General features: G+C 32.4%; 17 protein-coding genes and 1 tRNA gene. 3 read left to right on the top strand and 15 right to left on the bottom strand.

Annotated elements, in window-relative coordinates; translation table 11 throughout:
- Positions 1 to 66: 66 nt before the first annotated feature.
- Positions 67 to 1,896, bottom strand: coding sequence for a peptide MFS transporter (locus H0I32_RS10455; RefSeq protein WP_179313401.1), 1,830 nt, complete (start codon positions 1,894 to 1,896; stop codon positions 67 to 69).
- Between the two features lie 47 nt (positions 1,897 to 1,943).
- On the bottom strand, positions 1,944 to 4,145 hold the full coding sequence (locus H0I32_RS10450; protein ID WP_179313402.1) for a S9 family peptidase: 2,202 nt from the start codon (positions 4,143 to 4,145) through the stop codon (positions 1,944 to 1,946).
- 240 nt (positions 4,146 to 4,385) lie between these two features.
- On the opposite strand from H0I32_RS10450, the gene H0I32_RS10445 reads away from it, so the two are divergent.
- Positions 4,386 to 5,702, top strand: coding sequence for a hydroxymethylglutaryl-CoA reductase, degradative (locus H0I32_RS10445; RefSeq protein WP_179313403.1), 1,317 nt, complete (start codon positions 4,386 to 4,388; stop codon positions 5,700 to 5,702).
- A gap of 70 nt (positions 5,703 to 5,772) precedes the next feature.
- Positions 5,773 to 6,705: a GYDIA family GHMP kinase gene (locus H0I32_RS10440; protein WP_179313404.1), complete on the top strand. Its 933-nt coding sequence runs from the start codon at positions 5,773 to 5,775 to the stop codon at positions 6,703 to 6,705.
- A gap of 120 nt (positions 6,706 to 6,825) precedes the next feature.
- Here H0I32_RS10440 and H0I32_RS10435 read toward each other — a convergent pair whose 3' ends face one another.
- From H0I32_RS10435 to H0I32_RS10405, 7 genes are all read right to left on the bottom strand, one after another.
- On the bottom strand, positions 6,826 to 8,973 hold the full coding sequence (locus tag H0I32_RS10435; protein WP_179313405.1) for a SurA N-terminal domain-containing protein: 2,148 nt from the start codon (positions 8,971 to 8,973) through the stop codon (positions 6,826 to 6,828).
- 174 nt (positions 8,974 to 9,147) lie between these two features.
- Positions 9,148 to 10,437, bottom strand: a complete 1,290-nt coding sequence (locus H0I32_RS10430; protein WP_173586437.1) for a hemolysin family protein — start codon at positions 10,435 to 10,437, stop codon at positions 9,148 to 9,150.
- Positions 10,438 to 10,440: 3 nt separating this feature from the next.
- On the bottom strand, positions 10,441 to 10,632 hold the full coding sequence (locus H0I32_RS10425; RefSeq protein WP_173586436.1) for a hypothetical protein: 192 nt from the start codon (positions 10,630 to 10,632) through the stop codon (positions 10,441 to 10,443).
- Between the two features lie 33 nt (positions 10,633 to 10,665).
- Complete coding sequence (gene lptC / locus H0I32_RS10420) at positions 10,666 to 11,232, bottom strand: LPS export ABC transporter periplasmic protein LptC (RefSeq protein ID WP_173586435.1); 567 nt, start codon at positions 11,230 to 11,232, stop codon at positions 10,666 to 10,668.
- A complete protein-coding gene (locus H0I32_RS10415) occupies positions 11,233 to 12,606 on the bottom strand; it encodes a hypothetical protein (protein ID WP_173586434.1) in 1,374 nt (457 codons plus the stop codon).
- 118 nt (positions 12,607 to 12,724) lie between these two features.
- The gene (locus H0I32_RS10410) at positions 12,725 to 13,138 is read right to left on the bottom strand and encodes a hypothetical protein (protein WP_173586433.1); all 414 of its coding nucleotides are present in this window, start codon (positions 13,136 to 13,138) and stop codon (positions 12,725 to 12,727) included.
- Positions 13,138 to 13,866, bottom strand: a complete 729-nt coding sequence (locus H0I32_RS10405; RefSeq protein WP_179313406.1) for a type III pantothenate kinase — start codon at positions 13,864 to 13,866, stop codon at positions 13,138 to 13,140. Before H0I32_RS10405 ends, H0I32_RS10410 begins: the two co-directional genes overlap by 1 nt.
- Before the next feature lie 103 nt (positions 13,867 to 13,969).
- Here H0I32_RS10405 and H0I32_RS10400 point away from each other — a divergent pair.
- Positions 13,970 to 14,045: transfer RNA gene (locus H0I32_RS10400), tRNA-Phe, on the top strand.
- A gap of 280 nt (positions 14,046 to 14,325) precedes the next feature.
- Here the strand turns inward: H0I32_RS10400 and H0I32_RS10395 are convergent.
- The 6 genes from H0I32_RS10395 to H0I32_RS10370 all read right to left on the bottom strand — a co-directional run bounded on the left by H0I32_RS10395 (position 14,326) and on the right by H0I32_RS10370 (position 23,481).
- Positions 14,326 to 15,702, bottom strand: coding sequence for a sugar porter family MFS transporter (locus H0I32_RS10395; RefSeq protein WP_173586431.1), 1,377 nt, complete (start codon positions 15,700 to 15,702; stop codon positions 14,326 to 14,328).
- 308 nt (positions 15,703 to 16,010) lie between these two features.
- Positions 16,011 to 17,861, bottom strand: coding sequence for a family 43 glycosylhydrolase (locus H0I32_RS10390; protein WP_246293595.1), 1,851 nt, complete (start codon positions 17,859 to 17,861; stop codon positions 16,011 to 16,013).
- A 2-nt stretch (positions 17,862 to 17,863) separates the two neighbouring features.
- Positions 17,864 to 18,814, bottom strand: a complete 951-nt coding sequence (locus H0I32_RS10385) for an alpha/beta hydrolase (RefSeq protein WP_246293596.1) — start codon at positions 18,812 to 18,814, stop codon at positions 17,864 to 17,866.
- Between the two features lie 132 nt (positions 18,815 to 18,946).
- Positions 18,947 to 21,289: a beta-glucosidase BglX gene (gene bglX, locus H0I32_RS10380; protein WP_179313407.1), complete on the bottom strand. Its 2,343-nt coding sequence runs from the start codon at positions 21,287 to 21,289 to the stop codon at positions 18,947 to 18,949.
- A 2-nt stretch (positions 21,290 to 21,291) separates the two neighbouring features.
- Positions 21,292 to 22,095 (bottom strand): alpha/beta hydrolase-fold protein, encoded by an 804-nt coding sequence (locus tag H0I32_RS10375; RefSeq protein ID WP_179313408.1) that lies wholly within the window; start codon positions 22,093 to 22,095, stop codon positions 21,292 to 21,294.
- A gap of 18 nt (positions 22,096 to 22,113) precedes the next feature.
- Positions 22,114 to 23,481, bottom strand: coding sequence for a glucoamylase family protein (locus H0I32_RS10370; RefSeq protein ID WP_179313409.1), 1,368 nt, complete (start codon positions 23,479 to 23,481; stop codon positions 22,114 to 22,116).
- Positions 23,482 to 23,489: the final 8 nt, after the last annotated feature.

The following is a 23,489-nucleotide window of genomic DNA, read 5'->3' as shown; positions in this document are numbered from 1 at the left end:
AATAATTAATTTAGTTAGGTAAACCAAAACCCTTATGTTAGAAAAGTTACATAAGGGCAGTAGTATTTAGTCGTTTAGTTCCGGGTTAGCAAGTTCATATTGCTCTTGCTCTAAGATTTCGTGTTCATTATCTTCAGCTCCATGAGTTAATTTTTTCAATTTCTTCAAGAATAAAAGTAATAATAAACCAAATGCAACAGTAAATATTGTTAACCACATAAAGGTTGCATATTCTTGTTCACTTTGCTCTTCTTCTAAAACAAAAGAAACACCGTAATCTTTACCATCTCCTTTGTTTTCAATAATCTGAGCTTTATCCTTATCTTTTTCAAACACTATTCTTGCATGATATGGATTAGATTCTGAAACGTTATTTTCTTTTAGTGCTTCTAAAAGTTGATGTGTATTTGAATCTTCACCTTTAGATAATTCAAATAAACTATTTAAGTTCTTACCTGTTTCAAAATCCTTAAATACAACCTGACCATTTTCTGGATATACAGTAGATTTTATAATGAAATTTTTATCCTCATTAATTGGATAATCATTTGTATCTACAACCTTATTATTATCATCCTTAATTTTAAATGTTTCTTTTGAAATAAACGGTAAAACGCCCTGTTTACTCACGACCATTGTTCCACTAAACGATTCTAATTGAGAAGACTCTCCAATAGTACCAGCTAATTTGTTTCCAAAACCAGTAGCTGCAAAATAAACTCCCATCATTATAGAAGCATATTTTAAAGGTGCTAATTTTGTAATGAAAGATAAAGAAACTGGTGATGTACATAACTCACCAATAGTATGAAATAAATACGCTAAGAAAATCCACATCATAGCTGCTTTACCAAAAGTTTCAGAACTTGCTTCTTGAGAAGCAAACATCATAAATACATATCCTAGACCCATAATAATGGTACCGATTGCCATTTTAAATAATGAAGAAGATTCTCTTCCACTTTTCTTCCACCAAATCCAGAATCCACCAATAATAGTTCCGAAGATTATAATGTAACCTGCATTTAAAGATTGAAATACTGCTGCAGGAATTTCTTGCAACCAGCTTAATCCTATATTTCTATCTACTTTAGCATCTGTATAAAGATTCATTAGTCCTCCAGCTTGCTCAAAAGCTCCCCAAAATACTACAACGATTAAAAAAGAAATTAATAAAACAATTACTCTATCTTTTTCAATTTTACTTAAAGGACGTTTTGAAGCTAAACGTTCTGCTTCTGTAGCTTCACTTCCACCTGTAAATTCACCAACTCCTTTTAAGAATTTTTGACCCCAAATAAATACAACTTGACCAAATAACATTCCGATACCAGCTAAACCAAACCCATAATGCCACCCGTAATAATAAGCAACTAAACCAACTGTAATACTCGCTAAAAAGGCACCTACATTAATACCGATATAAAAAATAGTAAACCCACTATCTCGTCTAATATCTCCTTCTTTATATAAACCACCAACCATTGTAGAAATATTTGGCTTAAGTCCACCAACTCCTAAAATAATTAATGCTAAACCTGTAAAAAAGGCCCAACTTTGGGGAATTGCCAAAACACCATGACCAACACAAAGTAGTAAACCACCAAACATTACGGTTTTCTTTTGTCCTAGAAATTTATCTGCAATCCATCCTCCTGGAATTGAAGCTACATATACTAACATCGTATACCAACCGTATAACCAAATTGCATCTTTATTAGACCAACCTAAACCTGGATCAATAGCGGTTGCTGATGTTGCCATGTACAACACTAAAATCCCACGCATTCCATAATAAGAAAAGCGCTCCCACATTTCTGTAAAAAACAGTATAAATAAACCTATTGGGTGCCCTAATAATTCATTGTGATGCACTTCTTTAGTTGCTGTTGACATAATATTAATCTTAGTTAGTTATTTTGTTTAGTTACAAAAAGCGGTTTCTATTTTTTTGATACGTCAAGTTTATCCCCTAAAGTCTCGTGGATAAAGTTAGTCATCTTTTTGTATAAATGTAATCTTGTATTTCCTCCGTAAATACCGTGATTTTTATCAGGGTATATCATCCATTCAAACTGCTTGTCTGCCTGAACTAAAGCTTCTACCATACGCATAGTATTTTGCACATGTACATTATCATCGCCAGATCCATGAATTAATAGAAAATCCCCTTTTAATTGATCTACATGATTAATTGGCGAATTTTCATCATAACCACTTGGATTCTCTTGAGGTGTAGTCATATAACGTTCTGTGTAAATAGAATCGTAAAACCTCCAACTAGTAACAGGCGCTACCGCAATTGCCATTTTAAAAACATCATTACCTTTAAAAAGTGCGTTACTACTCATAAAACCACCGTAACTCCAACCCCATATTCCTATCCTAGAAGCATCAATATAATCTAATTGCCCTAATTGTTTAGCTGCTGCTATTTGGTCTTCAACTTCGTATTTACCTAATTCGTTTTGCGTCACCTTTTTAAAATCTGCGCCTTTAAACCCCGTTCCTCTACCATCAATACAAACCACAATGTAACCTTCTTGCGCTAGCATTTGATACCAATAATCATTAGAACCATTCCAATGGTTAGCCACTTGCTGAGAGCCTGGACCAGAATATTGATACATAAATAATGGATATTCTTTATTAGCATCGAAATCTTTTGGTTTTATAGTCCACATATTTAAATCGTTCCCATTGATAGAAATAGTACTAAATTCTTTTTCAGACATTACATAACCCTCTAATTGTTCTGTAAGATTCTTATTACCCTTAATATTCTTAATTAGCTTACCCGATTTAGATTGGTGTAAAGTGTACTCATAAGGTTTTGTTGCACTTGAAAACGTATTGATAAAATAAGTGAAATCCGCACTAAAAGACGCACTATTTGTTCCTGTTTTCTCAGTAAGACGCTTTTTACTTTTACCATTTAATTTTATAGAATACACATCTCTATTTATAGAACCGTTCTCCGTAGATTGGAAATAGATTGTATTTTCCTTCTCATTAAAACCATAATAATCGGTGACTTCCCAATCGCCTTTAGTAACTTGATTGATTAACTTTCCGTCTTTAGCATAATGATAAATATGATTAAAACCATCTAATTCGCTTGTCCAGATAAAACTATTATCCTTTAGGAATGTTAAGTTGAAAGTCACATCAATATAAGCCTTGTCTTTTTCTGCTAATACATTATTTGAAGACATTGTATTAGTATCAATCATCCAAAGGTCTAATTCATTTTGATGACGATTCATAAATTGAACGCTTAAAACATTAGCTTCATTGGTCCATTCTAATCTTGGGATATAAAAATCTTTATAAACCTTATCGACTTTAAGCTCTTTTACATTTTTAGAGTTTAAATCGTATAAATGTAAAGACACTTTAGAATTTGCTTCACCTGCTTTTGGATATTTAAAAACATGTTGTGTTGGATATAAATCAGAACCATAAAAATCCATTGAAAACTCAGGCACATCAGATTCATCAAAACGGATAAATGCAATTTGATTACTATCTGCATTCCAATCAAAAGCTCTTACAAAAGCAAATTCTTCTTCGTAAACCCAATCCGTAATACCATTTATAATTTTATTCTTTTCTCCATCAGTAGTAATCACCTCAATTGCACCTGACTTTAAATCTTTAACGAATAAATCATTATTAAATCCATAAGCTACTTTAGTACCATCAGGAGATAATGTTGGCTCTTGCACTAAATTATCAGAAACTTTAGTTACTTTTTTTGAAGCGATATCATAAATATAATATTCACCTAAAGTGGAATGTCTAAAAACAGGCTCTGATTTTGTTGTCAGAATTATTTTAGACTCATCTGCATTAAATTTATAATCAAAAAAACCTTGAATCTCAGCTATATCAGCAGAAGAGATTAAGGTTTTCACTTTTTTCAAAGTTACATAATCGTAAATATCAATGGTAGACGTTCGGCTTTGTCTGTCAAAATTCAAAACAGAATATTGATTTCCATTCGCCATAGAATGCAAAGCTTGCATCCCTTCTGTTCTAAATTGACCTGTCCAAATATCTTGAAGTGTAATTTGTTTTTCTTGAGCAAAAACTAGAGAAGTTATTAAAAGGGCAAAAATAGCAGGAAGGTGTTTCAATTTCATCTGTTAATCGTTATTATTATCCAAAGATCACACGCTTTTTACTATTAACAAACCTCATATTTAAAAGGATTTTTAGCATGCTCTTTTTCTAAAATTTAAATTTTAATAAAGCAATGCCAAGTTTACTAAAAATTATGGAAAAAACCACTATTATTAACAGTAAATCGGCTTTTGTAATTGATTATTAAAGCATTTTACACCAATCCTAGTATCTTTGTTTTTTTTAAACACAAAACCAATATGCACAACATCATTTCAGGCTTTTCAAAGCTTTCTAAATCCGAAAAAATCGATTGGCTTTTAGACACCTATTTCACAGATCAAGATAGCGCTAAGACACTTGTGCAACAGTATTGGAATTCAGACGATAAATTACAAAAGTTACACGATGAGTTTATAGAAAATACCATTACCAACTATTATTTACCATTAGGTGTTGCGCCCAACTTTCTAATAAATGATACGCTTTATGCTATTCCCATGGCAATTGAAGAAAGTTCTGTGGTAGCCGCTGCTAGTAAAGCTGCTAAGTTTTGGTTAGAACGCGGTGGTTTTAAAGCTGAAGTCATTTCGACTGAAAAAATTGGTCAAGTTCATTTTATATACGAAGGTGATACCGCTAAACTTGAAGCATTTTTTAAAGCCGTTAAACCTAAATTAATTGAAGATACTGCTTCCATCACAAAAAATATGAAACGTAGAGGTGGTGGAATTTTAGATATTGAATTACGTAATAAAACTAAAGATTTGCCCAACTATTATCAACTTCATGCTACGTTTGAAACTTTAGATGCGATGGGGGCAAATTTCATCAACTCATGTTTAGAGCAATTTGCTACAAGTTTTAAAACAGAAGCGTTACAATTTAAAGATTTTACAGAAGACGAAAAGGATATTACTATTGTAATGAGTATTCTTTCTAATTACGTACCAGAATGTTTAGTGCGTGCAGAAGTCTCTTGTAATATTGAAGATTTAAAAAGTAAAGACATTCCGAATCCGCAACAATTTGCTCAAAAATTTAAACAAGCGGTTAGCATAGCAGAAATAGAACCTTACCGAGCTGTTACGCATAATAAAGGAATAATGAATGGGATTGATGCCGTTGTTTTAGCAACAGGTAATGATTTTAGAGCCGTTGAAGCAGGTGTGCATGCCTATGCTGCAAAAGACGGTAAATATTCAAGTTTAACACATTGCTCTATCGATAATGGTGTCTTTAAATTCTGGATTGAAATTCCATTAGCTTTAGGAACCGTTGGTGGTTTAACAAGTTTACATCCTTTAGTGAAATTTGCAATGGAAATGCTTCAAAAACCCAATGCGAAAGATTTAATGCAGATTGTTGCTATTGCAGGATTAGCTCAGAATTTTGGTGCTGTAAAATCATTGACAACCACAGGAATTCAAGAAGGGCATATGAAAATGCATTTAATGAATATTCTAAATCAGTTTGAAGCTACTGAAGTAGAAAAAGTAAAATTAGTGGAGCATTTTAAAACACATACAGTAACGCATAGTGCCGTTGTAGATGCTATTGAAGCTTTGCGGAAATAGTTTTTTAAAGTAACAAAGGCTAGAAGCTACATAGTTTCATAGTAAAATAAAATCATATATCTCATTCATTTTGAACTCTCACTCTCACACCTACCGAAGTAACGGAAAATTACTACTCACAGCAGAATATGCTGTTTTAGATGGCGCTAAAGCTTTAGCAATACCTACAAAATACGGTCAGAGTTTAACGGTTGAAAACAACACTACAAACATCATCTATTGGAAAAGTTATAATGAGCTTAATGAGGTTTGGTTTGAAGATGAGTTTTTAATCGAAAATGATTCAGACATACTTTGCATAATAGCTAAAGTTAATAACGATGTAAGTGAGCGTTTAATTCAAATACTGAAAGCTATCAGAGATATGAATCCTGATTTTTTAGCTTCAGGAGAAGGTTATAATATTACAACACATCAAGATTTTAACAGGGCTTGGGGTTTAGGTACTTCCTCAACCTTAATTAATAATATGGCAGATTGGGCCAATGTAAATGCTTACCAATTATTACAAAAAACATTTGGCGGGAGTGGTTATGATATTGCCTGTGCACAAAACGATACACCTATAACTTTTAAATTAAAATCTAAAACAAACCCGGTAGTTGATGTTGTGAAATTTCAACCGAAATTTATAGATCAACTCTATTTTGTATACCTCAATCAAAAGCAAAATAGTAGAGATGGTATTTCGACCTATAAGAAACTTGGAAAAGTTAATACTGATACCATAAATGATATTAACGCTATAACCGAAACAATGATTTCTTGTACTTCCCTTACAGAATTTGAAAGCTTAATTGAAAATCATGAAACTATAATTTCAAAATTAATTCAACACGAATCTATTAAATCACGCTTGTTTTCTGACTTTAAAGGCGCCGTAAAGAGTTTAGGGGCTTGGGGTGGAGATTTTGTTATGGTAACATCAGAAAAAAACCCTACATCGTACTTTAATGATCGTGGTTATGATACTGTAATTTCATACAAAGAGATGGTATTATAAAGCGTTTTAGCTCTTAATAGAAGTAATTCAACACACACACACTTTAGACAAAACTATTGACATAAAAAAAAGGCTTTACAGAAATGTAAAGCCTTTTTTAATACTATTAATTCTATACGGTTAGTATACCGTTTTTGCTCTATTATCTTCAATTTCAGCAGCATTTTCTAAAGCTTTAAATACTTCAGTCTGTACCGTGTTTCTACGTTCAGAGTTTAATCTGTTCATAATAGCAGTATAGTTTTCTAATTTTGTTGCCTCAGTAACTTTAGTAACTTCAATTACATAAACACCTTTTTCACCATCAATAGGTTTAGAAGTAGCACCTTGAGCTAAACCAAATGCAGCTCCAATAACTTTAGGCTCAACACCTGCTCCTGATAAAGTTGTATTATTAATAGTAAGCGCAGCAGCTGTTCTTGGACTCTGTCCTTGATTTTTTGCTATATCAACAACAGTAGTTGCACTTAATTTTTCACGAATTAACTTCGCTTTCTTTTCTTTTCTAATTTCAGGTAAAGCAGTTATAGAAGCATCTTCTGTACTCATTAAACCAGCCTCTCTTTTTTCTACTACTTTAGCTACAATAAATCCAAAGTTAGAGATTGGGAAATTTTTATAATCACCAGCTTCTGTATCATCTTCAAAAGACCAACGTACCACTTCTCTTTGACTTCCTAATCCAGGAATATTTTCATCCAATGCATTAAAAGTAATAGGCTTCACAGTTAAGTTACCTTCTTTAGCAAGAGCATTAAAATCACCATCTTTTATAGCTATTTCAAATTTAGACATTGTATTAAACACATTTTGTAGTGTTTCATCTGAAGGCTCAATCTTACTAGCTATAGTTGCTACTTTAATCGCTTTATTAAAACTTTTTTGTTCTAATATCTCTATAATATGGTATCCAAAAGATGTTTGAACAACAGCTATATCTCCTTCTTTATTATCAAAAGCATAAGCTTTAAATTCTGGTGCCATTCCTGCTAAATAATCAAACTCAATTTCACCATCTTGCTCATTACTTACTTTATCAGAAGATAGATCTAATAAATCCATAAATTTAGTTCCTCCTTTAATTGCAGCATAAATACTATCTGCTGTAGCTTTAGCTTGCTCTGGAGTCTTAGTAACAGAAGCATCTGCTCTTTGTCCTCCAACATGTGGAATTAAAATATGACGAACATTAACTGAATCTGGTAATTGTTTAGCATCAACAATTTTAGATAATTTATAGAATTCACCGTCTTTATAAGGTCCGTAATATTGACCAATAGCTAAATTCATTAAAGTATCTTTAGCTACGGTTGGTAATTGTGCTGCTCTTAAAAAGGCATCATAATATTTTACTTCAGAATAAGAATTTACAAATTCTTCAATATCTGTAGCTGAATCAAAACCAGGAATAGTTTCACTATTCTTACTATTCTCATTATATTCTGTTCTATCAGATTTTAAAGCTAACAAATCAGCTTTTATTTTATCTTCATCAGCTTTAGAAGCTTCTTCTTTAAACTCTACATAAACAACTTCTGTAGTTGCATCAGTTTTGTAAGTTGCTTCATGATTTTTCATGTAAGCAGTAATATCGCTTTTAGAAACTTCAACCGTACTATCATCTATAGTAGTGTAAGGTATTTGTAAATATTTAATATCTACAGTTTTTGCATCTCCAAAATATTCTTCTTCAGCTTCAGAGATCGTAGCACTAAGACCTGCTTTAACTAAATTATAATATGTTTGTTGTTTAGCACTAACTGCAATAGTTTGCTCATTATTTGTCCAACTATCATAGTTTACTAAAAAGTTACCTAAAGGAGCAGTTTCTCCATTTAAATCTTTCAAGTTTGCAATAAATGCATTTAAACGATTAACATCAAAGTTACCGTTTGCATCTTGAAATTCTGGATATGAAGAAAAACTAAGTTTCAACAAATCTCTCATTTCGTCTTTTTCAACAGACAATCCTAATTCTTCAAACTCAGACTCTAGAACAATTCTACGAAGTTCTTGACTGTAAATAGCATTCATAGACTGTGTAGAAGTTTGTCTTCCTCCAGATCTATCTTGATAGTTTTTTACTTTTTGTTGAAATTCTACTCTATTGATGTCTGTTCCATTAATTGTAGCAACAACATCTTGCGAACCACCTGTTAAGGCATCAGAATTCTTGAATAAATCTCCAATTACGAATGAAAATAACGCTAATGCGATTACTAATATTAATATCAGTGAGCGCTGTCTAATTTTATTTAAAACTGCCATAGTCTTTTTGTATCCTCTTTAATTTGGTATAAATAAGTGTGCGAAAATAACATATTCTAGCAAATAATAAAAGGAGAAGTTTAGTTTTTATAGACCTTTAAAAAATTACTGAAATAGATTGAAATTTCTAGCGGTTATAGAGCGCTAATAATTTAAAAAATAATGACATAATCACTAATCGACATCGAAGACTTTTAAGATGACTTCGTCAATTTTCGTAGAGGAAACTTCAGTTACTGTAAACTTAAAATTTTCTATTTGTACATCATCATTTTCTTCCGGAATACCTTCGGTCTCATGTACAATTAATCCTCCTAAAGTTTCATAATTTTCATTTTTGGGAAGATTCAACTTATAGGTTTCATTAACGTAGTCAACTTCTAATCTCGCAGAAAACTTATACGTATTTTCACTTAATTGCTCTTCTACCATTTCTACAGTATCATGCTCATCTTCAATCTCACCAACTAACTCTTCAATAATATCTTCAACAGTCATTATTCCAGAAGTCCCACCATACTCATCAATAACTACGGCCATACTACGACGTTTCTTAATTAAAATGCTCAAGACATCTTTAACAAGAATTGTTTCTGGTACAAAACCGACAGGCATAATTACAGAACTGATTGTTTTAGGTTTTTTAAACAATTCAAATGAATGTACATAACCTAATATATCATCTATATTATCTTTATAAATAATAACTTTAGTCCGACCTGTTTCAATAAAAAGTCGTCTTAGATTCTCTATACTATCTGAAACATCTACACATGTAATTTCGGTACGAGGCACCATCACCTCTCTTGCTTTTACACCTGAAAATTCTAATGCATTCTGAAATATTTGAATTTCACTATCTACATCATCACCATCATCAACAGATTCCATTTGCTCTGTAATATAATTACCAAGTTCTACTTTGGTCATTGCAAGTACAACATCTTCACCTTCTGCTCTAAATATGTATTTTAAAACAGCTTCTGAAATCCAAATTATAAAATCTGAAATCCATGAAAATATAACATAAAAAATATAGGTAGGAAAAGCTAAAACCTTTAATAAGGTGTTGGCATAAATCTGAAAAAATACTTTTGGTAAGAATTCTGCTGTAACTAAAATAACTAATGTAGAAATTACGGTTTGAGATAGCAACTGAAGATCTACAAACAAATAACTTAAAATAGGACTGTCTGAAGGCAGCATGGAATTAAACCAATTTACCAAGACTTCACCCATTTTAAGACCATAAATAACCAATGCTATATTATTACCAATAAGCATGGTTGCAATATATTTGGAAGGTTTAGCCGTAAGTTTATCTAATATTTTCCCTAAGAAATCACCTTGTTTTTTCTCTAACTCGATATGAATTTTATTGGAAGAAACATATGCAATTTCCATCCCTGAGAAAAAAGCAGATAATATGAGTGTAGTTATAATAATGACTAAGTCAGCAGTCATAAATTATTTATTGTTATTGTCTTCCATCTTTTTACTAAAACGCTTCCTAAAGAAAAACATAAAGGTTGCTAAGGCTGCAAAAAGTAATAACATGTAAGCTTTGTTTCTATCGTCTGACCATTTTGTAATGGCATCGTAAACAAATAGTGCTGCAAAAATAATATAAGCGTAATGAAAAATCTTTTGTATTTTCATGTGTTAATTAAAATAATTATTGAACAAAGATAGTTATTTCTTAACTTGAAAATCACCACCAGGTTCTACCACTTGTTTTTCTTTTAAGTTTTTATCAGAATCAAATCCAATACCATATAGATTACCCGATAAACTCTTAAGTAAAAAGGACTCATTAGTAAAAGCCCATTCTAACTTTTGGTTATAATATAATTGCTCTGTAAACAAAGTATCTTTTTGGTATGTTGCAATTTTAACATTGCCACGTAAATCTATCATATCCGTTTCAGAATAAACAATAGCATAATCAGAAGTAATAGTTGTCTTATTACCTTGTTCATCAAAAATATTAAGCTCTACACCTTCTGGAAATTCGTTAAAAGCAAAACTTCGATTAGAATAATCCAACATTTTAGGACTCCGCAAATTGGACAGTAATCTTACCGTATCTTCTTTAAACTCTGTGTAATCGAGATCTAAATCTACGGCTTCACCAATAGGTTGATTTTGCAATAACCCGACCTTTTGAACTTCATTAAAGTCGTTCTCACAAGAAAAAAACAAAGTCACAACGATTGCTGTGACTAAGTTTTTGATGATATGTAATTTATTTTTTTTCAATTAATTACTTGGTACAGTTACTGAACGTCCTATCCAACATCCGATACTAATAGTTTCACCTGCACAAGTACAGTTAAAAATCTCTGTTTTAGATGGCGCACTACCTCTGTAACTTGCTGCTGTTTTAGCTGCGTGAGATTTTAATCTTCCATCTACTCTACCTGCTTTTTCTGCTTCTAATGCAGCTAACCAAAATACAGCTCTTTTGTTAAAGTTAGTATCTCCACAGCTATTTGCACTGCTAGCATACATTGCTGCAATTGACAAATGAGGTGAACCATCAGAAGGATTAAGTTTTAAAACTTCCATATAGTATTGTCTTGCTTTAGAGTAACTTCCTTTATTTTTAAACTCTTGGGCTAATTTTTTATAAAGCTTAGCTTTCTTTAATGGATCTGTTTCTAATTTTATAGTTTGATCGAAATATTTTTGTTCGTCAGTTAATAAGTATAAGTAGAATGATGTATCTGCACTAGGCTCAATAGCATTCTTTTGTTGCACTAATTTTAAGAACAATGGATCAGACTTACACTCTTTTGCATACATTCTGTTCATAGCACGTTGCAACCACTCACCATTATTTTTGTTCGCTTCAAAATCTTTTTCATATAAAGGAACTAATACTTCACAGTTGGCTCTCTGACCAAGTTTTGTATCCATACTTCCTAATATCTTTGTTTCAAAAACTTCGATATTAGATTCGTAACTCCCTTTACGGCTTAACTCTGTTTTAGTTAAAGTACCTCCAGCTTCTTCTTTTTCTGCATACTTATTTAAGTTTATAGTATAACCATCAATTAAACCTTCAATTATTTCACTAACATCATCATACTTATCAAATAAATATTGTGCATCTTCTTGAGTTTTAGCACCTGCATCATATAAATCTACAGCAAGAGAGAAATAAGTATAAAGACCTATTGCACTATCAAAGTTATCAACATCCTTAGTATAAGCTTCATCGAACATATCATAAACTTCTTGATCTGTCTTATTTAAAACTTTTCTATACTTATATGTTAAATTAGCTTTGTCTTCTAAAATTTCACCAAGTGAATATCTAGATTCGAAATTTTCTCTACCTTGATCATATAACAAAATTAAATCATTAATAAATGCTATCTGCTCATCTCCTGTAGAATTCTCTATTTTATGCTTTAGTATTTTTTCACCATGCACATAAATAGCTCTATTGAACTTAGGACACTTTTCTCTTACAATTTGCCAAGGGCCATAAGCGTCATCATATTTTTTACTCTTCACATAACTATCAAAAATTGATAGATTATTCATACACTCTTCATCTTGCTGAGCAAATCCAAGGTTAACACTCATAAAAAGCGAAAGAAACAGTATGGTAAATTTAGTCTTCATCTGTAATTAATTTTTTTTTAATTATATTTTTTTGTTCAAACCATCTAGAGTTCAAAGATAAACTTAGATTAAAGTTTACAAAGTTCTCTTGTATTAAGTTTTCGTTAGTTGTTCCTCTTTAGCCAAATTCTAAACCTAAATTAGCATAAGAAAATAAATTTCGATTCCCAACTGGTAAACCTACTCCAAAAGATATGCCAAACTCTTTTATTGATTCGTCTTTTATTACTAAACCAGCATTGGCAAAGTTAAAACCTGCTCTATAAACAACACGTTTTAAGTATCCTGAAAACGCATTATAATCTGGTATATAAAAACCACCAACTGCAATTTTAGATGCATTTTCGAAAGTCGAAACATCATTTGAAAAAACAGGGTTAGAAAAATCGCTTGTACTTTGATAAGTATACTCAGCACCTTTAGACATAAGGCTTCCAATACCGTAAAAAGAATATGGAGAACCTGTACCTTGTTGTGCAAAGGCTGTAGAACTTATAATTGTAATACAAATTACAATGAATCGTTTTATCATTATTTTGAATTATATTCTAGAATGTAATTCAAACCCTCTAAAAGAAAATTTGAATTCGCAAAGATGGTATTTTTTAATTGGTTTGACAAAAAATTGGTATCTCCTCCTGTTAAAATAACTGTTAAATCTGGGTATTGGTCGATATAATCTCCTATTACGCCATCAATTTCCTTGATTGTACCATAAACAACCCCGGAGTGAATTGATGATTCCGTTGTATCTCCAATTATCTTATTAGGCAACTTAAGCTCTAATAACGGAAGATTTGCTGTTAAATTATTCAAAGCTTTATAACGCAATCTTAATCCAGGTGAAATTGCGCCACCAAGATAGTGATTATCTTTTGTAATAAAGTCATAAGTAATACAAGTTCCTGCATCAATTATTAAAATATTTTTATTTGGAAATTGATTTACAGAAGCACAAACTAGAGCCACACGATCAACACCTAATGTTTTTGGGGTTTGATAATCATTTTTAAAAGGAAAACTTAAATCCGAAGATAATTCTATCGCATTTAAATCTTTTGCAATAAGCGCTACTTGGTCTTTTGACAAATGCCCAACAGAAGAAATAATAGCTTTTTCTAATTTTGGATACTTTTTTTTGAGTAATACGTATTGTTTTTCAAACGCATTTAGCTCAAAAGACGTTTTATATATTAAATCTGCAAAATTAAATACCGCAAACTTTACATACGTATTCCCCACATCTACAACAAGATTCATACTGAAATTATATTTTTACAAAAATATAAAATCAAATTTTATTAAAAACTGTTTGGAGATATAAAATAAGTTCTTATATTTGCACCCGCTTAACAAAGCAATTGGTGCCTTAGCTCAGTTGGTAGAGCAAAGGACTGAAAATCCTTGTGTCCCTGGTTCGATTCCTGGAGGCACCACCACCAAAACCCGATTCATCTGAATCGGGTTTTTTGGTTTTATAAAGTATCTATAAAAGTAATTTAGATTTAAAACTCAGTAATATTCTTTTTTAGTCATTCTAATACTTCGTATTTCCCAAAGTATATTAAACCATCACAACAAAATAACCTTAGCTGTTTTTAATTCTTAATACTTGCTTTAAAAAGCATAGCCTCATAATTCATTTCGTTTATAAACAAAAAAATCAAGGTGTTAGCACCTTGATTTTTTCAATTAAATAAATATGATCTAATCTATAACTTATTTCCAAAACCCTTCAATCTCTTCAAGAGACTTCCCTTTGGTTTCTGGTATAAACTTATAGGTTACAAATACAATGATTAAAATAAAAGCTATAAAGATGTAATATGGTAACGACCCATTCCATGGTTCACTATTATTCATTTCGCTTCCCATAACGACTGGAAACGATTGAGACACCACATAATTAGCGGCCCATTGTGCTGCAACAGCTACAGACATAGCAACACTTCTTATTTTATTAGGAAACATCTCAGCTAATAAAACCCAAACAACAGGCCCCATAGATAAAGCAAAAGATGCTATAAACATTAATACTCCAATTAATGACAATACACCAACATTTCCTTGTTGTAATGTTATACCTAGAAGCAAAAATCCAACAATCATACCTACAGACCCAATATACAATAAAGGTTTTCTACCAAATTTATCTACAGTAAACATGGCTACAAATGTGAATATTAAATTAACAAATGCTAATAGTATTTGTTGTGCGAGCACATCTTCTTTTCCAAAACCAAGTGCTTTTTCAAAAATATCAGCCCCATAATACAAAACAGCATTAATTCCTGTAAACTGTTGCAACATAGAAAGTACAGTGCCAATAGCTATAATAACTAATATTCCTTTAGAGAAATAGCTCACCTTTACACCATCATTAGTTTCATTTAGAGATTTCTTAATCTGAAGCATTTCTTTTTCTGCTACATCGTCACCGTTTATTTGACGTAAAACTGCTAAAGCTGCTTTTTCATTACCTTTTAAGGCTAACCATCTCGGACTTTTAGGCACAATAAATAGTAAAATTAAAAATAGTAGACTCGGAATTAACTCTGACCAAAACATTCTTCTCCAGCCAAATTCAATATTCTCTGCTACCGTTAAATCATTACCAATAAAATAAGTCGCTAGGAATACCACAAAAAATCCAATAACAATTGCTAATTGATAATACGTTACCATACGCCCTCTAATATCTGAAGGTGCTATTTCTGCAATATACATTGGAGCATTCATTGACGCTACACCAATACCTAAACCTCCTATGATTCTAAACACAACCAACATACTTACGGTTTGTGGAAATAAGTCTGGCAAACCAGAACCATAAGCTGAAATTGTAAAGAATATAGCCGAAATTATTAAAGACCACTTTCTTCCTATTTTAATACTTAAAGGTCCAGCAACAATAGCACCCACAAAACAACCAATAAGTGCACTACCAACAACCCAACCTTTTAATGCATCACTTAAATCAAAATACTCTGTAAGGTAAAATTGAGCTCCATTGATAACGCCTGTATCATAACCAAAAAGCAAGCCTCCTAAAGCGGAAACCGCAGCGATTAATAGTAAGAAAACACCTTTTTTCATTTTAATTATATTTAATATTATTTAGAGACTTAGTTTATTTAAAATTTACAACTGCAATTTAACTAAAATTGGCAAATCTTCCGCTAGTTATTTGATGTTCTATCACCGCTTAAAGCTATATTTTTAAGCACTTAAAAAGTGTTTTTTCAACATTAAAACCTATCTCTCTGACAACCGGTTTATTAAAGAAAAACCCTTTAAACTTACCTTATAAATCAAAGGTAAGTTTAGATGTTTATTTTGAATCGCTTAACACTAAAAAACAAATAGCAAAACATAACAGAAATAAACACTTTGTATTTTAAAATCTATTCAACATAGACAACAGAACTCTTTTCAGAAATTCCGTTTTCACTATATGCTTCAATTGTAAAATAATATGGCGTATCTCGATCTAAACAACGCATAAAATGTTCATTTGTATCGTAAACTTGCCATGACTGATATAATTTATCTTTTGCAATTCCCCAACGAATATTATAGCCCTGAGCACCTTCTACAGCATTCCAAGAAAATGATACATCTCTACGATCTTCTTCTCTTTTTACTTTAAACCCTGTAACATCTGCTGGCTTATCCTCAAGTCCTAATCCGAAGACTCTAAACTCTGACATCGCAAAGTTTGCACCAGGCACTTTTATATTGTTGTAACGCACATACTTTGCCTTTACAGGGTCATCTAAAACAATATAAGCATTTGGTGTGTCTTTTTCACTTTCACTTCTATCTACAACTGTTCCCCAATTAATGCCATCTTCTGAAGCTTGAATAGTAAATTGATGTTTTAATCCTTCGGTACGTGTGTAGATTCCTGATTCATGATCATGGAAATTCAATTGAAAAGCATTGATGTTTCCTGGCTTCAGCATCTCAATCGTTATCCATTGTTTATCATCGTTGGCACCTGCAACCCAAAATGTTTTAGGGTTTTCATCGGTTAATACTTTAGAGATTATTTCACCTTCATTATTTTTTTCTGAAGGTAATTCTGTGACTTCTACATCATCATCATCAGACGTAAATTTCTTTACCTGCATTAACGAAGAAGATACTGTAACACCTCCTTTATACGATAATAACATCCAACCATTATGCTCTCCTGCTTTTGTAGGATGATTAGATCCAAAACGCGGATAATCTCCATAAGCGGTGTTGGTATACATTAATCCTTCGTCATCAAAATAAGTAGGAAACATACACAAACGACGTTCCCATTGCGAATTAGAGGCAAGCGCCATCGTTGCAAAGTGCCAATATTGTCCATTGGTTTGCTTCACCGTTATTCCGTGTCCTGCACCATTTGTAAATCCACCGGGTTTAAAACTCATCGGATTGTTTTTCATATATGAAAAAGGACCTAGCGGTGTATCTCCGATATAAACACCATCTGCATACACATTAAATTGTGTACCTGGTGCGGCATATTGTAAATAATATTTTCCGTTGTATTTGGTCATAGAAGCGCCTTCCATATAACCTTCCTTTAAAGTTGGATGAAAGTTATTTTCACCAAAACGTTCCCATCCGTGTTTTTCTTCATCAAGATTAAACAATTCTTCACGAACACCTGTTTCTAAAAAACGATCGTCTTTATTCAACATTTTTACATGAAGCGGGTTCACATTAGAAGATCCCCAATACAAATAGGTTTCGCCATTATCATCTATAAATAATTCAGAATCTTGAATGTCCGTAGATATAGATGCTGTCGGTTCCCATTTTCCACTTTTTGGATCGTCGGTATAAAGAATACTTCCGTAACCAGCAGGGTTACCAGCAAAGTAAACTAAAGAATCTTTGTAATTAAAAGCTGTTGGAGCGTTACTACCTTCAAAAAACCATTGTTGTGGCTTAATAAAATTCCAATTAACCAAGTCTGTAGAATGCCAATAACCAAAAGAACGTGTAACGAACATGTAGTATTCGCCTTTAAATTCTATAACCGCTGGATCTGCACCTGAACGGTAGGATTTATTTTGAGTTGAATTATAAACCATATAGGTATAATCAATATCTAATGGATTAATATAGGTATCAAACCCTTTTTTTATCTCTGCTTTTTCTTTTGAATTAGAAGGTTGATTGACATCAGAATTAGCCTCTTTTTTACAAGATTGAAACACAAAAAAAAGCATTAATAAAGTAGAAAAATATCTCATGTTTATTTTGTTTGAATCACTTTAGTTTGAATCACTTCGTTATTTAAAACCGTGCGTTTAAAGAAGTTGAATATTTTACCGAAATCTTCAGAAGGAATTCTAGCAATTTCATGACCTGCACCTTTTACAATATGGAAATAATAAGATTTCTCTAATTCTTGTAATTTAGCTGCGATAATTTTAGAACCATCAAGCCTTAAATAACCTGGCTGTTTAGAGTTACATAACCGATGTGATTCATTTGCAAAAGGCACATAATTATCATCCGTTCCATGATACAACACTGCAGGAATAGCATTCTCTTTTAAAATATAACTAGCATCAACAACAGCACCTGCACAAGAAAACACACCTGCAAATTTTACGTTAGCATAAGCTTCTTTATTTTCCACAAAATAATCTTTCATAAAAACAGCATTAAGACTACCTTCTGCTCCCGCGCTACTGCCACCTGCTATAATTTTAGTAATATCTATTTGTAGTTGATCAGCTTGAGCAATGAGATATTTTGCTGCATCTAGGTAATCAATAGCTGCTTGTTTAAACGTTTCTAACTTTTCGTCTTTAGGACAATCACAACCAAAACCCGTTGCTTTATTTTGGCGTAATAATCGATAATCGATAGAAACACCTATATAATTCTGCTCTTGGGCTACATACTTAACTAACCTATTATCATCTGTAAAAGCACGATTACTACCAGAAAAACCACCACCATGCATCCAAAGTAAAACAGGTAATTTATCTCCCTCTTTAATATTTTTTGGAGTAAAGACATCCATTTTTAGAGTATCTTTTCCTTTTATAGCATAAGTGTAAGTTTTGAAAATAATGTTATCATCTGAAGAATTCACTCCTAAATTACTCACCTGAGATTGTGACGTAATTTGGCATGTAAAAGCCACATAAAATAATAAGAATAGGGATTTGAACTTAAAAATCATATGTGGCATAAAAAAATTATATTAATCAATTAGGGTGATTTATTTTTTAATTTAATAATGAAAAAAACTGCTTTAATCACCTCATACATCTTGAGGTTTTCAACTTAAATATCTGCACAAGCATTAAATAGTGTATTATTATTATTTTTTCAATTCAAATTCTTTCATCATTTTAGTGTCTGAATTTGTACCAACGAACACTTGAAACTGTCCAGGTTCTGCTACAAAATCTAATTCTGAATTATAGAACTTTAAATCTTCTACAGTTAACGTAAAACTAACTGTTTTAGTTTCTCCTTTTTTAATTTCAACTTTTTGAAAACCTTTTAATTCTTTAACCGGTCTTGTAACTGTACCAACAAGATCTCTAACATAGAGTTGCACAACTTCTTTACCGTCGTAATCACCCGAATTAGTAACATCTACCGAAACCTCAACAGAACCATTCATATCAATTGTAGCTGTATTAGTTGTTAAGTTAGAATAATCGAATTTTGTATAACTTAAACCATAACCAAAAGGATATAAAGGTTCGTTACGAACATCAATGTAATTACTTTTAAACTTCTCAAAGATACCTTGGTCGTTCCCTAAAGGTCTTCCTGTATTTTTATGATTATAAAAAATTGGTACCTGCCCTACATTTCTCGGGAAGGTTGCTGTTAATTTCCCTGAAGGGTTAACATCACCAAATAACACATCTGAAATAGCCAAACCTGCTTCACTACCAGGAAACCAAACATTAAGTATGGCTGGCACATTTTCGTTTTCTTCTACCAAAACCAAAGGTCTACCTGTAAATAGAACTAAAACTACAGGTTTTCCTGTTTTTAATAAGGCATTTAATAAATCTTTTTGTACTTGCGGAATTCCTAAATCGGTTCTACTACTACTTTCCCCACTTAACTCAGCAGACTCTCCTATAGTTGCAACAATAACATCTGATTTTGCAGCTATTTGAAGTGCTTCATCTAACAATTGCTTATCTGTACGACCATCTCTTGGAATATCTTTACCAAACATAGTTGCGCGTTGCTCTAATCCTAAATCATAATCTATATTACTTCCTTTAGCATATAACAAAGTCGCTTTATCTCCAATAACTTCTGTTAAACCATCGAAAACAGAATTAGATTTCTCTTGATCTGTAGCCACACTCCAAGTACCAGCCATATTATTTGTCGCTTTAGCTAATGGCCCAATTAAACCAATAGTTCCCGATTTTTTAATAGGTAATAATTGATCTTCATTTTTAAGTAAAACCATAGATTCGGCTGCAACTGTGCGTGCAAAAGCTTTGTTTTCTGGTGTAAAAATTTCTGTTTTTGCTCTATTAACATCACAATATTTGTATGGATCATCAAATAAACCTAATTGAAACTTAGCCGTTAGCATTCGTCTCACAGCGGTATCAATATCATTCATAGAAACCTTACCATTCTCATAAGATTCCTTTAATGTTTTTACAAAAGCAACAGGTATTGAAGGAGAATCCCCTGCCATATCCATATCAACTCCTGCTTTTAAAGCTTGCTCAGACACTTGGTATTTATCTCCAATTCCGTGTTCTGTCATTTCGTAAATCCCAGTATAATCCGTTACAACAAAACCATTAAAACCCCAATCATCACGTAACAAACCTGTAAGTAACCATTTATTTCCTGTTGCTGGCACACCATCTATTTCGTTAAATGATGCCATTACAGAACCAACACCTGCATCAATAGCTGCTTTATAAGGTTCTAAATATTCATTATACATTCTAATTCGGCTCATATCTACCGTATTATAATCTCTACCAGCTTCTGGCGCTCCATATAAAGCAAAATGTTTTACACATGCCATTAAAGTATTATTCTCACTAAGATCATCTTGTTGGTATCCTTTTACCATTGCTTCTGCAATTCTACTTCCTAAAAAAGGATCTTCACCATTTCCTTCAGAAACGCGCCCCCAACGTGGATCTCTAGAGATATCTACCATAGGTGAAAACGTCCAGTTTATACCATCTGCACTTGCTTCTATCGCAGCTACTCTTGCTGTTTTTTCTATCATTTCCATATCCCATGAACTAGACAAACCTAGAGGAATTGGAAACGTTGTTTTATAACCATGAATAACATCCATACCGAAAATTAAAGGAATACCTAATCGGCTTTGTTCTACAGCAATCTTTTGAACTTCATAAATCTTTTCTGCTGTTTTAATATTGAATAAACCGCCTACTTTACCTTGTTTTATACGTTCTCCTACATCAGAACCTTTAGCAGCTCCTGTTGTAATATCACCTGAAGTTGGCAGATTAAGTTGCCCTATTTTTTCATCAATAGTCATTAATTCTAAAATAGAATCTACTTTTGAAGCAAAAGGATTTTCTGTATCTGATGTCGATTTAATCTCTGTAGTCGTATTAGAATTACAGTTTGCTAGGGTCATTGCCATAACTGCAATTGCGATAGTTTTTATGTTAATTAATCTCTTCATTATTATAATTTAGTATTTGAAAAAAGCCATTTTAAAAGTTCTGGTTCTGCAAAAGCTGGATCCCAACTATTGTGGTTTGCAAAATCATATAAAGTAAGTTTAGGAAATCCGCCTGCACTTATTATTGCTGATGCCATGTTTAGTGATAATTTTGGATCAACAACATCATCTTTAGCTCCGTGAAAAATCCAAAGTGGAATCGTTTTCACATAAGCTGTTACATATTCTGGATCTCCACCACCACAAATAGGAATTGCAGCCGCAAACATCTCAGGATTACGGTAGATAATCTCAAAAGTTCCCATACCTCCCATAGATAATCCCATGGCGTAAACCTGATTAGTTTTCACGTACGGTTTAGCGACCATCTCTGTCATTAAATCTGTTACCAAAGCCATAGCTTTAGTTGGTGCCTCATTGTATTTGTACTTAAATGTAATTGGCTTTGTAGAGCGATCTGCATCTAGTTTAGACCAATAATCATTTTGTGGACATTGTGGAAAAATCACAATTGCAGGAAAAGAATCTCGGTGTTTTTTATTCAGAAACAAGCTAGCTCCATTATTCAGTTGCTTTTTATTATCGCTACCACGTTCTCCAGCTCCATGAAGCATCAATACTAATGGATACTTTTTAGAGGCATCAAAATCTTTTGGCAGAAGCATTCTATAATTTAGCGTATCGCCATTAACCATATGATGTTCATACGAGAACAAATCTTTTGACGATTCGGTTTTCTGTGCGATTACACTAACTGAATTCAAAAATGTGACACCAAAAATTAAGACTAAAAATAAATGTTTCATGATTCTTTTATTTGAAATTTAATAGGAGAAGCCTAATGCATTTAAACCATTTTGAACATCTTCATTTTGCATAAAATAATTCCACAAAAGTCCGGTTCTATAATTCTCTATCATAATAATTTCTGGCCCTTGATCTATTGCTAAATATCTTTCTGTAACCCAATCATTATATTGCGGACTAAAGGCATCATAAAATCCTGCAGGTCCTAATAATATATCTTTCTTACTATAAAAATAATGTAAAGCTGCAAGTGATTTCTCTGGTATGTAAGGCATAGAACTAATTGCTGCCGTAGGTGAAATAACACCTAAATCATTTTCAGGACTATGAGCAGAATACCCTGTAGAACCATCTGAATTTCTAGAATAACTTGCTGTTAAACCCCAACAATCTGAACCATAATCCACATAGTTATTTGGGTTATTAACACAATGCTGATAATTGATATTGGTATGATTCACATTTAAATCCCAGTAATTCGCATACTGATCCGTTAAGTTGGTTGGGTTTAACCCTAAATATGAATAATGCGCCCAAAATAAAGGACCTGATCCCGAGCCTGCATGATCTAAAATCAACGGAATATTGTATTGACTTTCCGAAGAAACAATACTTCCATTACTAGCCCAACCTTCGTTATATACCTCTGGTGCAATAGCGTAATCTGTTGATGCTGCTCCTAAAACAAAAGCGATTAATGTTTCGTTGTAACCTTTTAATTCTAGATTCATTGTAAATCCATTATCTGGACTCCAATGCCAATACAAAGCATTTTGGTTTTGAGTATACCAATTCCATTCTACACCTTTCCATAACACATCTGCTTGAGTCGCTAAAATGGCTTCTTCTTCAGATCCGTCCTTAAAATATTCTTTTACACAAATTAATCCTTGTGCAAAAAGTGCAGTTTCAACTAAATCACCACCATTATCTTGATCGCTGAAAGGAATAACGTTACCATTTACTCCATTAATCCAATGTGGCCAAGCGCCATGAAAACGATCTGCGTTTTCAAAGAAATTTAAAATCTGACTTAATCTATCATAACCTTCACTTCTTGAAATATAACCTCTTTCAATACCTACTAAAATTGCCATAAGACCAAAACCACTACCTCCTGTTGTGACTACATTTTCACTATCTGAAGGATCATTTACATGGTAACGTTCTCTAGCTGCACCAGAGTTAGACTCTGCATAATCCCAGAAATATTTAAAAGTCGTTTCTTGGGTTAGGTCTAATAATTCTTCGTCTGTTAAGTCTTCAACTATAGGATCATCACCACCTGGATTATATGGCTCCTGATAACCAGGCCCATTGTCTGAACCACAGCTTAAACACAGTAAAGTGATTATTAATAATTTAATTTTTTTTATGTTACTCATTTTCTAAT

Origin of the sequence: Winogradskyella sp. HaHa_3_26, from assembly GCF_019278425.1 — a bacterium.
Lineage (GTDB): Bacteria > Bacteroidota > Bacteroidia > Flavobacteriales > Flavobacteriaceae > Winogradskyella > Winogradskyella undariae.
Note: the sequence above shows the minus strand (reverse complement) of the source record. Positions and strands in the feature narration are given on the sequence as shown.

Bases quoted from the DNA above. Each gene is read 5' to 3' on its own strand.
- H0I32_RS10450 (WP_179313402.1), bottom strand. From the start codon at position 4,145: ATGAAATTGAAACACCTTCCTGCTATTTTTGCCCTTTTAATAACTTCT.
- H0I32_RS10390 (WP_246293595.1), bottom strand. From the start codon at position 17,861: ATGAGATATTTTTCTACTTTATTAATGCTTTTTTTTGTGTTTCAATCT.
- H0I32_RS10425 (WP_173586436.1), bottom strand. From the start codon at position 10,632: ATGAAAATACAAAAGATTTTTCATTACGCTTATATTATTTTTGCAGCA.
- H0I32_RS10430 (WP_173586437.1), bottom strand. From the start codon at position 10,437: ATGACTGCTGACTTAGTCATTATTATAACTACACTCATATTATCTGCT.
- H0I32_RS10370 (WP_179313409.1), bottom strand. From the start codon at position 23,481: ATGAGTAACATAAAAAAAATTAAATTATTAATAATCACTTTACTGTGT.
- H0I32_RS10415 (WP_173586434.1), bottom strand. From the start codon at position 12,606: ATGAAGACTAAATTTACCATACTGTTTCTTTCGCTTTTTATGAGTGTT.
- H0I32_RS10375 (WP_179313408.1), bottom strand. From the start codon at position 22,095: ATGAAACATTTATTTTTAGTCTTAATTTTTGGTGTCACATTTTTGAAT.
- H0I32_RS10405 (WP_179313406.1), bottom strand. From the start codon at position 13,866: ATGAATCTTGTTGTAGATGTGGGGAATACGTATGTAAAGTTTGCGGTA.
- H0I32_RS10385 (WP_246293596.1), bottom strand. From the start codon at position 18,814: ATGCCACATATGATTTTTAAGTTCAAATCCCTATTCTTATTATTTTAT.
- H0I32_RS10455 (WP_179313401.1), bottom strand. From the start codon at position 1,896: ATGTCAACAGCAACTAAAGAAGTGCATCACAATGAATTATTAGGGCAC.
- bglX (WP_179313407.1), bottom strand. From the start codon at position 21,289: ATGAAGAGATTAATTAACATAAAAACTATCGCAATTGCAGTTATGGCA.
- H0I32_RS10395 (WP_173586431.1), bottom strand. From the start codon at position 15,702: ATGAAAAAAGGTGTTTTCTTACTATTAATCGCTGCGGTTTCCGCTTTA.
- H0I32_RS10445 (WP_179313403.1), top strand. From the start codon at position 4,386: ATGCACAACATCATTTCAGGCTTTTCAAAGCTTTCTAAATCCGAAAAA.
- H0I32_RS10410 (WP_173586433.1), bottom strand. From the start codon at position 13,138: ATGATAAAACGATTCATTGTAATTTGTATTACAATTATAAGTTCTACA.
- H0I32_RS10435 (WP_179313405.1), bottom strand. From the start codon at position 8,973: ATGGCAGTTTTAAATAAAATTAGACAGCGCTCACTGATATTAATATTA.